Below are 12,192 nucleotides of genomic sequence, written 5' to 3' on the forward strand. Positions count from 1 at the left end.
GGCCGCGGGTGCGGCGGTCGCTCGGGCCGCTGATCGCCCGCACCGGGAACCCGCCCCGTCCGGTCATCATCCCACCCGCGACCAGGGGGAACCCTGCTCGTGGCAGGTTTTCGGCAGCCACCCGTCATGACCAGACGACGCCCATGCGCGCGGGGCATGCTGGGGGGATGGCGCACCGGGCATCCACCACGAAGGACCGCGTCCCGGAGCCGAAGACCTGCGTCGCGTGCGGTCGCACGATCGAGTGGCGGCGCAAGTGGGAGCGCGACTGGGACGAGGTCCGCTACTGCAGCGACGCGTGCCGCCGCCGCGGGGTCTCCGCCGTCGACGCGGCGCTCGAGCGGCGCATCCTCGACCTCCTCGCGCACCGCGCGGGCGGCGCCACCATCTGCCCGTCGGAGGCCGCGCGCGCCGAGTCGCCCGACGGTTGGCGGGAGCTCATGGAGCCCGCCCGCCGCGCGGCCCGCCGGCTGGTCGACGCGGGCGAGGTCGAGATCACGCAGAAGGGGTCGGTCGTCGACCCGTCCATGGCCCGCGGACCCATCCGCATCCGCCGCCGTCGCTGACGAGGCACACTAGGGGGATGCATCGACCGACCCTCACCGTCCTGGCCGCCGTCGCGAGCGCGGCGCTCCTGTCCGGATGCGGGGTCCAGTCGCAGTTCCAGACGCCCACGACGAGCATCTACGCCACGACGGCGGACGCGCAGGCGGCCCTCGGGGAGTCGCTGCCGTCGTGGATCCCGGAGGACGGCACCCTCATCCGGGTCAAGTCGGAGGCGAAGGCCGGCACCATCGTGTCCGTCCAGACCGCCGAGCCCGCCCCGGCGCCCGGCGGCTGCACCGACCTGCAGCCGACGACCATCCAGGACACCTGGTGGCCGCCGGAGGTCGACCCCGCGGCCGTCACGTGCGCCGACGGCTGGAACGTGTTCGGCGCCGACGGCCGCCTCCTCGGCTGGAGCAGCACGGCCCTCGGCTAGGCGGCGGCCCGCGGCGATCCGCCCGCCGGGCCCTCCCGACGGGCGCGGCGCCGGGCGAGAGCCCGCAGCACGAGGATCACGGCCACGCCCACCGCGGCGCCCACCGCCGTGTCGACCACGCGGTCGGCCACGAGCGGGAGCACCGGCTGCGTGCGGCCGAGCCCGCCCATCACGAGCGCGAGCGGCGTGATGAAGACGAGCGCCAGCCCGTAGTGCCGTCCGACGGCGAGCTCCGCGGCGAACTGGCACGCGACGGCGACCACGATGACGGCCGCTACGGGGAGGTGGAGCGCGAGGATCCCCGCGGCGACCACCGACCCGGCGAGCGTCCCGAGCACGCGGTGCGCCACGCGGGTGAAGGAGAGCGGGCCGCGCACCACGGGCAGCACCGCGACGAGCGTCACGACCGCCCAGTAGTGGTGGCCGAGGCCGAGCGCGACGGCGATGCCGCCCGCGACGAGCGCGCCGGCGACGTTGGCGGCCACGGCCGTCCACGCGGCCGGATCGCGGTGCACGGCGGCGTCCCGCACGGGGACCCGGGGCAGCGCGCGGAAGCGGTGGGCGTGCGCGTCCGGCACCCACCGGCGCAGCAGCCAGCCGGACATGCAGACGCCGGCAGAGAAGAGGATGGCGGCCACCGCCGTCACGAGGGCGTCGCGGGCCTGCGCCGGGTCCACGGGCACGGCCGCGCAGACCACCAGCCCGAACACGGGGAAGAGCGGGTGCGGCGGCACGAGGCTCATCGCGGTCGACACGAGCGACGCCCCGCCGAGCACGATCGCGAGCCCCACGGCCTCGAGCGCCAGCGGCGCCTCGGCGAGCGAGAGCAGCACGCCCGTGGCGATCGCGACGAGCATCATCCCGGCGGCCGCGCCGACGCTCGCGAGCCGCAGCCGGTAGCGCTCGTTCCGGCCGTAGAGGCCCGTGAAGGCGCCGAAGGAGGCGTAGAGCGCGAGGTCGAGCCGGTCGACGGCGAGGAGCACGAGGAGCGGGACGAGGAGGCCGACGCTGGCGCGCACGGCGGCCTCGAGGTCGAGCGCGCGGGTCGACGGCGGCCGCGGGGCGGGCGGATCGGTCACGCGGTCCCTCCGGATGCCCGGGGGTGGGGTCCGGGCGACCCTCCACGCTACGCCCGCGCGGCACCGTCCCCGCACGCTCGCGCGCCCGCCCGGATGGTCGAGCGCCCGGCCGGCCGGCACGACGCGTCGGCACGCCCCGCCCGCACGGCGATGCGCCCCGCCCGCACGACGACGCGCCCCCGGTCTCCCGGGGGCGCGTCGTCGTGCAGCCCGTCGTGGGCGGTGCGGCTACGAGCGCGCGGCCCGGAGCACCGTGAAGGAGCGGTCGCGCGTGAGGATGCTCGTCGCGTCCTCCGTCACGTTCTGCTCGGAGTCCGACGAGATCGCCAGGTGCCAGGACACGCCGAGGCCCTCGGGCAGCTGGAACTCGACGGGGCCCTCGGCCGCGTTGAACGCGACGAAGAACGCGTCGCTGTCCTTGCCCTTCATGATCACGCCGATGCTGAACGCGTTCGGGTCCTCCCAGTCCTTCGGCTCGAGCGTCGCGCCGTCCGCGCGGATGAAGCGCACGGCCTCCTCCTGGCCCTCGACGTCGTCGCCGCGGAACCAGATGGGCCGGAGCGCGCGGTTGCCGCGGCGCAGGCGGATGAGCTTCCGCGTGAAGTCCTGCAGCTCGCGGTCCGCGTTCTCCCAGTCGAACCACGAGATCTCGTTGTCCTGGCAGTAGGCGTTGTTGTTGCCGCCCTGCGTGCGCGCGATCTCGTCGCCGCCGAGCACCATCGGGACGCCCGAGGAGAGCATGAGCGTGCCGAGCATGTTGCGGCGCTGGCGGTCGCGGATCGCGTTCACCTCGGCGTCGTCCGTGGGGCCCTCGACGCCGGCGTTGGAGGAGCGGTTGTCGCTCTCGCCGTCGTTGTTGTCCTCGCCGTTGGCCTCGTTGTGCTTCTCGTCGTAGGCGGTGAGGTCGGCGAGCGTGAACCCGTCGTGCGCCGTGATGAAGTTCACGCTGCACAGGGGCGAGCGGCGGCCGGACTCGTAGACGTCCGGGCTGCCCGTGATCCGCTGGGCGAGCGCGCCGAGCACGTTCTGCCCGCTGTGCCAGAAGTCGCGCACGTCGTCGCGGAACTTGCCGTTCCACTCGGACCAGTCGGCGGGGAAGCCGCCGACCTGGTAGCCGGCGGTGTCCCACGGCTCGGCGATCATCTTCACCGGCGCGAGCACCGGGTCCTGGTGGATCAGCGTGAGGAACGCGCTGTGCAGCTCGGCGTCGCCGTCCTGGCGCGTGAGGGTCGTGGCGAGGTCGAAGCGGAAGCCGTCGACGTGCATCTCCTCGACCCAGTAGCGGAGCGAGTCCATGATGAGCGCGAGCGCGGCCGGGTGGCCGACGTTCAGGCTGTTGCCGGTGCCGGTGGTGTCGAAGTACGACGCCTCGTCGCCCTCCACGAGCCGGTAGTAGGACGCGTTGTCGATGCCCTTGAGCGACAGGGACGGCCCCATGTGGTTGCCCTCGGCGGTGTGGTTGTAGACCACGTCGAGGATGACCTCGAGGCCGGCCGCGTGCAGGGCCTTGACCATCTCCTTGAACTCGGCGACCTGCTGGCCGCCGTCGCCCGCGGAGCTGTAGTCGGAGTAGGGCGCGAGGAAGCCGATGGAGTTGTAGCCCCAGTAGTTGCGGAGGCCCTTCTCCTCGAGGTGCGAGTCCTGCATGAAGTGGTGCACGGGCAGGAGCTCGACGCTCGTCACGCCCAGGTCGGTCAGGTACTCGATGGCGCTCGGGTGGGCAAGGCCCGCGTACGTCCCGCGGATCTCCTCGGGCACCGACTCGAGCCGCTCGGTGAAGCCCTTGACGTGGACCTCGTAGACGACGGTCTCGTCGAGGGGCGTGCGCGGGGCCTCGTCGTCCTCCCAGTCGAAGCGGCGGTCCGCGACGACGGAGCGGGGCATGGAGGCGGCGGAGTCGGCGTCGTTCATCACGTTCGGGTCGTCGAAGGTGTGCGCGAACACGTCCTCGCCCCAGGTGGGGTGGCCCTCGATCGCGATGGCGTACGGGTCGAGGAGGAGCTTGGCCGGGTTGTGGCGGAGGCCGCGGGACGGGTCCCACTCGCCGTGGACGCGCAGGCCGTAGCGCGTGCCGATGCCGGCGCCCTCGACGAGGCCGTGGAAGACGTGGCCGGTGCGCTCGGAGAGTCGCGTGCGGGTCTCGGTGCCCGCGTCGTCGAACACGCAGACCTCGACGGCCTCCGCGGTCTCGGAGTAGACGGCGACGTTGAGCCCGCTGGGCAGTCCGCCGTCGCGGGCGACGACGGTCGCCCCGAGGGGGTACGGACGGCTGATGTAGGAGCGGCTGATGGGAGGGAGTTCGATGGTCACCGGTTCAGTATGCTCGCGCTCCCGCGACTGCTTCGTGCACGAAGGGCGATCCCCAGGCAGCGGTGCCCGGACCGGCGCTCACCGGCCATGGCACCGCCGCCCGGGGACCCGGCGGCACGTGGAGGGCGCTATCGCGCGTGCAGGGAGGCGAGCGCCTGCTCGGCGTCGGCACCCCAGGTGGCGAGCAGCACCCCTCGGCCGGCGGACGGCCGGGCGACCACCGCCCGCTGCTCGCCCGCAGCCGTCACCACCGGCGACCCCGCGGAGCCCTTCTCGAGCGCGCAGGGCAGCGCCACCTGGTCGCCGGCGTCGTGGTGCGGGCGTCCCGCGCACGCCTCGAGCACGGCCGTCGGGGATCCCGCGGCGGGGTAGCCGAGGACGGACAGGCGCGGCGCGAGGCCGGCCGGCGGGACCAGCGCGGATCCGAAGACGGGCACCGCGGCGCCCACGGAGGCGGCGAGGGTCGGCCCGACGGGACCGCGCACGCGCGCGAAGCCGGCGTCGTCGGCCGGGTTCCCCGACGCCGTCCAGGCGGTGGACACGGCGGCGACCCGCACCGGCCAGATGCCGTGCGGAGCGGTGGCCCCCTGGGCGCCGGGGATGAAGGTCGCGAGGGTGGTCGCGGTGCGCGCGTCCCGGTCGTAGAGGCAGTGGGCCGCGGTCGCGATGGCGTCGCCGTCGGCGGTCGCCACGACGCCGGCCGTGCACGCCCGGTCGCGGCCGCCGGCGACGTAGAAGAGGACGCCGACGGACGGCAGGTCCGCGTGCGACACCTGGCCCGGGGAGAGGGCGCCGGCGTCGTCGGGGACCGACCGGAGGGACAGCCGTCCGGCGGCGGACGCGCTCTGGGGGTCGGCCGCGCTCGACGGGGCGGCGGCCGGATCGGTCGCGAGGGCCGCCGCGCGGCGCTCCGCGGTCCAGTGGCCGATCGCGGCGCCGCCGTCCCCCTCGGCCGCCGGGACGACGAGGGACGCGTCGGCCGCGGACGCAGGGGCGGCGGATGCCGCGGCCGGCACCGCCAACGCGCCCGCCGCGACGAGGCCGCCCACGAGCGCGAGCGTCGTGGCGGCGCGACGGGCGCGCGGGCGGGGAGCGGCGGCCGCTCCGGCGGCGTGGGGGGTGCGAGGTGGTCGGATGCTCATGGTCGTACCTCCGGTCGGGTGCGGGGAAGGCGCCCCGGCGGTGCGGTGCGGCGGTGCCGTGCGGCCACCGTGCAGACGACCCTCCGGTCGGGACGCAGGGATCGCCAGACCGTAGCCGCGGGCGGGCGCCCGACGTCGGATCCGTCCCCAGGCCCGGCCGTCAGACCAGCACGGACCGGTCCACCACGTCGTCCGCGCGACGGGCGTCGACGCGCGCGCGGTCGGGCGCGAGCCCGCGCCACGCGTCCTCGAGGATGTCCAGCGCCCGGTCCGTCGCCGCCGGCGGCGCCGTGATCGGGATCCGGAGGAAGCGCTCGAACGCGCCGTCGTGCCCGAACCGGCTGCCCCCGGTGATGGCGAGCCCCCGGGACCGGGCGGCGAGCGCCAGCTCGGTGCTCACGGGCGCGCCGATGCCCACCCAGACCGCGAGCCCGCCGTCCACGCGCGGCACCTCCCAGCCCGGGAAGCGGCGGGCGAGCTCGGCCTCCACGTGGTCCCGCGTCTCGCGGAGGCGCGCGCGGCGCTCGGCGAGGATCCCGTCCATCCCGCCGAGCACCTCCGCGACCACCAGCTGCTCGAGCACCGGCGTCCCGAGGTCGCGGGCGGAGCGGGCCCGGGCGAGCTCGCGGAGGAGGGGACGGCCGGCGCGGATCCAGCCCACCCGGAGGCCGCCCCACACCGTCTTCCCGACCGAGCCGACGAGCACGACCGCGCCGGGCGACCCGTGCACGGCGAGCGGCGGATGCGCCCCGGCCCGGTCGATGTCGAGCTCCGCCGTCGTCTCGTCGGCCACGACGGTCACGCCGTGCGCCTCGGCGAGCGCGACGATCCGGGCGCGCTGGTCCTCCGGCATCGTCCGCCCGGTCGGGTTGTGGAAGTCCGGCATGAGGTACGCGAGCGCGGGTCGGGTGCGCCGGACGGTCTGGTCGAGCACGTCCTCGTCCCAGCCGTCCGCGCCGACGCCGACCCCGACGAGGCGCGCGCCGGCGTCGCGCAGCGCCTGGATCGCATGGGGGTAGCTCGGCTGCTCCACGAGCGCGCGGTCGCCGCGGTGCACGAGGACGGACGCCAGCAGCCCGATGGCGTGCTGCGCGCCCACCGTGACCATGACGTCCTCGGCCTCGGTCGGCAGGCCGCGGACGCGGTAGCGGGCGGCGATCGCCTCGCGGAGCTCCGGCAGGCCCTCGACGTCGTAGCCGTGCCCGTCGAGGTGCGCCGGCAGCCGCGCGGCGGCGCGCATCGCGGCGGCGGCGAGGGCGGGCGCGGCGGGCACCGCGGCGCGGCTCATGTCGGCCGCCTCGGGGCCCTCCCCCTCCGCAGCCGGCTCGCGGGGCGGGATCCGGGTCACGCTGCCGGAGCCGCGCCGGCTCTCGAGGTGGCCGGTCCCGCGGAGCGCCGCGTAGGTGGCCGCGACGGTGGTGCGGCTGAGCCCGAGGGCCGCGGCGAGCTCGCGCTCGGCGGGCAGCCGCGCGCCCACCGGCACGCGGCCGTCGAGCACGAGGCGCCGGATGCCGTCGGCGAGCGCCCGGTACGCCGGGCTCCCCGTCCGGGTCCACTCGCCGAGCAGCCCGAGGAGGGCGGTGGTGCCGAGCACGGTGGAGGGAGCGGATCCGGACGGCGTCATGAGGCCACAGCCTGCCGATTGGCCACTTGTCCCGCAAGCCCTTGCCGCGATTGGATCTCCCACATGCTCCGTCGCTCAGTCCAGTTCGCCATCGGCATCTTCCTCTACGGCTTCGCCATCGGGATGATGCTCCAGGCGGGCATCGGCGTCTCCCCGTGGGACGTCCTCTCCCAGGGCGTCACCGTGCGCACCGGGCTCCCCTTCGGGCTGGTGACGAACATCATCGGCGCGCTCGTGCTGCTGCTCTGGATCCCCATCCGCCAGCGCCCCGGCTGGGGCACCGTGCTCAACGTCGTCTTCGTGGGCTACAGCGCCCAGGTCGCGCTCGTCGTCGTGCCGGTGGTCGACAGCCTCTGGATCCGCGTCCCGCTCTTCGCCGGCGGCCTCGTGCTCCTCGGGCTCGCGACGGGCCTCTACATCGGGGCGCACTTCGGCCCGGGCCCCCGCGACGGCCTCATGACGGGCATCCACCGCCGCACGGGGTGGCCGGTGTGGCGCGTGCGCGTGGGGATCGAGCTGGTCGTGCTCGGGATCGGCTGGGTCCTCGGCGGGAACGTGGGGCTCGGCACGCTCGCGTTCGCCCTCCTGATCGGCCCGATCGTCCAGCGGACCCTGCCCCTGTTCGACCTCCCCGTCCCCGTGCGGGAGCGCCGCCGGCGCGGCCGCGGCGGGCCGACCGGCGACGCCGCCGGGACCCTGCCCACGGGACCGGTCGCGACCGCCGGGTAGTCCGCGGGACGACGGGGATCCGGCGCCCGGGGAAGCCGCTCCCGGAACCGTCGCGACCCGGGCATGTCGCGGGGTATCGTTGCCGCTCGTGACTCCGGACCCCCAGGCTCCCGAGAGCAGTCCCGCCAAGCGGCTGCTCATCGGCGAGAAGCTCGCCAGCGACAAGCTCGAGGGCCAGCTGCTCCCCAAGCACCTGGCGCTGCCCATCTTCGCGAGCGACCCCCTGAGCTCGGTGGCCTACGCCCCGCAGGAGCTGCTCCTCATCCTCACGCTCGGCGGCCTCGCGTTCCTGAGCTTCGCGCCCTGGGTCGCGGCCTGCGTCGTGATCCTGCTCGTGGTCGTGGTCCTCAGCTACCGCCAGCTCATCAAGGCGTACCCGTCGGGCGGCGGCGACTACGAGGTCGCCCACAAGAACCTCGGGGAGAAGGCCGGCCTCGTCGTCGCGTCCGCGCTCCTCGTGGACTACATCCTCACCGTGGCCGTGTCGGTCGCCTCCGGCGTCGACAACATCATCAGCGCCATCCCCGAGATCGCCCCCTTCCGCGTCGAGATCGCGGTCTTCTTCGTGGCCCTCCTCGCGGCGGTCAACCTCCGCGGCGTCCGCGAGTCGAGCAAGGCGTTCGCGGTCCCCACGTACCTCTTCATCGCGAGCGTCGGCGTCATGATCGCGGTGGGCCTCGCCCGCACGGCGCTCGGCGACCCGCCCGTCGCCGAGTCCGCGGCGTACACGGTCGACACCCCGAGCCTGTCGCAGGTCGCCTTCATCCTGCTGCTGCTCCGGGCGTTCTCGAGCGGGTGCTCGGCCCTCACCGGCGTCGAGGCCATCTCGAACGGCGTGCCCGCGTTCCGCACGCCCAAGGTCAGGAACGCGCAGTCGACCCTCGTCATCATGGGCGGCACCGCCATCGTCCTGTTCGTCGGCCTCACGTCGCTGGCCCTCATCGCCCGCGTCCACTACGGCGAGCACCCGTGCGACCTCATCGGCTGGGCCGAGTGCGCCACGGAGCCGCAGAAGAGCCTCATGGCGCAGGTCGCGGCAGCCACGTTCGGCGACGGCAGCATCATGTTCTACCTGCTGCAGGCCACCACCGCGGCCGTGCTGCTCCTCGCCGCCAACACCGCGTTCAACGGCTTCCCGCTGCTCGGCTCCGTGCTCGCGAAGGACGCCTACGCGCCCAAGTCGCTGCTGACGCGGGGCGACCGCCTCGTCTACAGCAACGGCATGCTGCTGCTGGCGCTCGGCGCGACGCTGATCCTCGTCGTGTACCAGGCGAACCTCACGCAGCTCATCCAGCTGTACATCATCGGCGTCTTCGTGTCGTTCACCCTCGGGCAGACGGGCATGGTGGTCCACTGGCTGCGGATGCTCCGGGCCGGGTGCGCCGACCGGGGCGAGGTCATCCGCAGCCTGTCCATCAACGCGTTCGGGGCGCTGCTCACCGCGCTGGTGCTCATCGTCGTCACCATCACCAAGTTCACGCACGGCGCCTGGCTGGTGTTCGCGATCATGCCGGTGCTGTTCCTCCTCATGCTCGGCGTCAACCGCTACTACCGGGACGTGGAGAAGGAGATCGAGGTCGACCCCGTCACGGTCTTCGGCTCCACGGGCGACCACGCGGTCGTGCTCGTCGGGCGCATGCAGAAGCCCGTCCTCAAGGCCCTCGACTACGCCATCGCCGCGAACCACGACAGCATCGAGGCCGTGCACGTCTCCATCGACGACGAGGCCACCCGGCTCCTGGAGCGGCAGTGGATCGACATGGAGATCGACATGCCGTTGCGCATCGTGGCCTCGCCGTATCGGGACATCAGCTTCCCGCTCATCAAGTACCTGAAGTCGCGCCGTGAGGAGCACGGCAGCGAGATCATCACGGTCTACACGCCCGTCTACATCGTCGGGCACTGGTGGGAGACGCTGCTGCACAACCACAAGGCGCGGCGGATCCGCCAGAAGCTGCTGCTCGTGCACGGCGTCACGCTGGCGCTGGTCCCGTGGCTGCTCGACTCCTCGGAGCTCATCTACGGCCGGCGCTCCCGTCCCGTCCCCGGCCAGGACCGTCGCGGCGAGCCCGTGCGACCGGCCGTCCGCCGCCAGGGTCCGCCCGTGACCCCGGTGAAGCACACCAGCGGGCGCAAGACGCCCTAGCGCGCAGCGCGCGGCGCGCGGCGCGCGGCGCATGGCGTATAGCGCATTCGCGCGCGAATTGTTAGGGGGCCCCGTTTTCGACGGGGCCCCTTCTCACTCCCCTCCCTGCGGAGTTGCGTAGGTCATCGCCGGGCCCTGCGGCTCCGGCGATCTCGAACACGATCACGATCAGCAGCGAGAGGGAACACATGTCGAACGACATCTCACCGGCGGTGCCCACGGGCGCCGGGACCGACGCCGACGACGCGTACGCGGTCGTCCCCGCCACCGTCACGTCGACGACCGGGACCGCCACGGGCGGCGCCGACGGCGGCGGCAGCACGAAGGACACCGCGAAGGAGCAGGCCGCGGGCGTCGCCTCGGACGCCAAGGCCGGCACCCAGCACGTCGCCGGCGTCACGAAGGACGAGGCCGGGAAGGTCGCGTCGGAGGCGCGCAGCCAGATCCAGGGCCTCGTCAGCGAGACCCGCGACCAGCTCCGCCAGCAGACCGGCGTGCAGCAGGAGAAGGCGGCGGGCAGCCTGCGGACGCTCAGCGACGAGCTCCGCGACATGGGCGACAGGTCGGAGAGCACCGGCCTCGCGAGCGAGCTCGTCGCCCAGGTCTCCCGTCGCGCGGGCAGCGCCGCCGACTACCTCGAGGGCCGCGACCCGGGGACGCTCCTCTCGGACGTCACCGACTTCGCGCGCCGCCGGCCGGGCCTCTTCGCGGGGCTCGCCGTCGTCGCTGGCGTCGCCGTCGGCCGCCTGACGCGCTCGCTCGCCAGCGAGGCCCACGACGAGGCCCGGCCCGAGGCCCCGGGCACGACGGGCGCCACGGGCGCCACGGGCGCCACGACGCCGCCCGCCGGCGTCGCCGCACCCGGGTACGTCGCCCCGGCGGCCCCCGCGGCCGCGACGACCGCGGACCTGCCGTCGACCCAGCTCGGCGCGGACGACCCGGTCGGCGTCGGCCCCTACGACGACGCGGACGACGTGACGGGCGCCACGCCCCTGTACGACGAGACGCGGCCCGTCGACCCGCTGACCGGGACCTTCGGCGCGGGCGAGCCCACGGATCGGCCACGAGCATGAGCGACGGGCACACCCCCTCCAAGGAGAAGGCCGCGACCACGAGCCTCGGCGACCTCCTCGGCGACGTGACGAAGGACGTCTCCACGCTCATGCGGCAGGAGATCGCCCTCGCCAAGGCGGAGATCGGCGACTCGGCGAAGAAGGCCGGGAAGGGGGCGGGCCTGCTCGGCGGCGCCGGCTACGCGGGCGTCATGGCCGTGCTCTTCCTCTCCGTCGCCCTCATGTACGCCCTGGGCTACTGGTTCGACGACCTGGCCTGGGCCGCGGTCGTCGTGGCCGTGATCTGGGCCGTGATCGGCCTGGTCCTGTACCTGCAGGGCCGCAAGCAGCTCAAGACCGTGCAGGGCGCCCCCCGCACGGCCGAGAGCGTCAAGAGGATCCCCGAAGCGATGAAGAGGAACGAGGCAGACCGATGAGCGACAACCCCGACCAGATCCGCGCCGACATCGAGCGCACCCGCGAGGAGCTGAGCGTCGACGTGGACGCGGTGGCCGACAAGGTCACCCCCGCGAAGGTGGCCCAGCGCCAGACCGAGAAGGTGCGCGGCGCCTTCTCGAACGTCAAGGACAGCGTCCTCGGCTCCGCGAGCGATGCCCGCGCGAGCGCGGGCGACGCCGTCTCCGGCACGGCGGGCGGCGCGAAGGCCAGGGCGAGGGGCAACCCCCTCGGCCTCGGGCTCGTCGCGTTCGGCGCCGGCCTCGTCATCGCCTCGCTGATCCCGGCGAGCGACACGGAGAAGGAGCTCGCCTCGACCGTGAAGGACAAGGCGCAGCCACTCGTGGAGAAGGCGACCGACGCGGCCAAGGACGTCGCCGGCGAGCTCAAGGAGCCTGCGCAGCAGGCGGCGGAGGCGGTGAAGGGCACCGCGACCGACTCCGCCGAGACCATCCGGTCCGAGGCGCAGTCCACCGCGCAGGACGTGAAGGGCAGCGCCCAGGACGCGAAGCAGACCGTCCAGGACGACGCCCGGAGCTGATCCGGAGCACCCGTCGAGGGGAGCCGCGCCCGTCGGCGCGGCTCCCCTCCCCTGTCGCCGGGCGGAGGCGGCAGGTGACGCCCTCGCTCCCCAGGGTCCTCGAAAAGGGGGACATCGGGTACACTCGTTAG

The 12,192-nt window shown here is 74.4% G+C and carries 11 protein-coding genes; 7 read left to right on the forward strand and 4 right to left on the reverse strand.

What is annotated here, in order from left to right; genetic code table 11:
* Window positions 1-167 precede the first annotated feature (167 nt).
* A complete protein-coding gene (locus tag AC07VC_RS11155; protein WP_494675228.1) occupies window positions 168-566 on the forward strand; it encodes a DUF3253 domain-containing protein in 399 nt (132 codons plus the stop codon).
* 17 nt (window positions 567-583) lie between these two features.
* Window positions 584-982: a hypothetical protein gene (locus tag AC07VC_RS11160; RefSeq protein ID WP_317230460.1), complete on the forward strand. Its 399-nt coding sequence runs from the start codon at window positions 584-586 to the stop codon at window positions 980-982.
* Here the strand turns inward: AC07VC_RS11160 and AC07VC_RS11165 are convergent.
* From AC07VC_RS11165 to yczR, 4 genes are all read right to left on the reverse strand, one after another.
* Window positions 979-2,061, reverse strand: coding sequence for an FUSC family protein (locus AC07VC_RS11165; RefSeq protein ID WP_494675227.1), 1,083 nt, complete (start codon window positions 2,059-2,061; stop codon window positions 979-981). The two genes, AC07VC_RS11160 and AC07VC_RS11165, sit on opposite strands and share 4 nt — an antisense overlap.
* A gap of 228 nt (window positions 2,062-2,289) precedes the next feature.
* Window positions 2,290-4,371 carry a glycogen debranching protein GlgX gene (gene glgX / locus AC07VC_RS11170; RefSeq protein ID WP_464171316.1) on the reverse strand — a complete coding sequence of 694 codons (2,082 nt, stop codon included), beginning with the start codon at window positions 4,369-4,371 and terminating at the stop codon, window positions 2,290-2,292.
* Between the two features lie 128 nt (window positions 4,372-4,499).
* Window positions 4,500-5,513 carry a trypsin-like serine peptidase gene (locus AC07VC_RS11175; protein WP_494675226.1) on the reverse strand — a complete coding sequence of 338 codons (1,014 nt, stop codon included), beginning with the start codon at window positions 5,511-5,513 and terminating at the stop codon, window positions 4,500-4,502.
* Between the two features lie 160 nt (window positions 5,514-5,673).
* Window positions 5,674-7,137: a MocR-like transcription factor YczR gene (gene yczR / locus AC07VC_RS11180; protein WP_494675225.1), complete on the reverse strand. Its 1,464-nt coding sequence runs from the start codon at window positions 7,135-7,137 to the stop codon at window positions 5,674-5,676.
* Window positions 7,138-7,200: 63 nt separating this feature from the next.
* Between yczR and yczE the strand changes: the two genes are divergently transcribed.
* From yczE to AC07VC_RS11205, 5 genes are all read left to right on the forward strand, one after another.
* The gene (yczE, locus tag AC07VC_RS11185) at window positions 7,201-7,866 is read left to right on the forward strand and encodes a membrane protein YczE (protein ID WP_317230964.1); all 666 of its coding nucleotides are present in this window, start codon (window positions 7,201-7,203) and stop codon (window positions 7,864-7,866) included.
* 88 nt (window positions 7,867-7,954) lie between these two features.
* On the forward strand, window positions 7,955-10,012 hold the full coding sequence (locus AC07VC_RS11190) for an APC family permease (RefSeq protein ID WP_494675224.1): 2,058 nt from the start codon (window positions 7,955-7,957) through the stop codon (window positions 10,010-10,012).
* 188 nt (window positions 10,013-10,200) lie between these two features.
* Window positions 10,201-11,085, forward strand: coding sequence for a hypothetical protein (locus tag AC07VC_RS11195; RefSeq protein WP_494675223.1), 885 nt, complete (start codon window positions 10,201-10,203; stop codon window positions 11,083-11,085).
* Window positions 11,082-11,501 (forward strand): phage holin family protein, encoded by a 420-nt coding sequence (locus tag AC07VC_RS11200; protein WP_494675222.1) that lies wholly within the window; start codon window positions 11,082-11,084, stop codon window positions 11,499-11,501. Before AC07VC_RS11195 ends, AC07VC_RS11200 begins: the two co-directional genes overlap by 4 nt.
* On the forward strand, window positions 11,498-12,061 hold the full coding sequence (locus AC07VC_RS11205; protein WP_494675221.1) for a DUF3618 domain-containing protein: 564 nt from the start codon (window positions 11,498-11,500) through the stop codon (window positions 12,059-12,061). Before AC07VC_RS11200 ends, AC07VC_RS11205 begins: the two co-directional genes overlap by 4 nt.
* Window positions 12,062-12,192 lie beyond the last annotated feature (131 nt).

The sequence above is a fragment of the Clavibacter sp. GW821-FHT01D01 genome, from assembly GCF_059422605.1.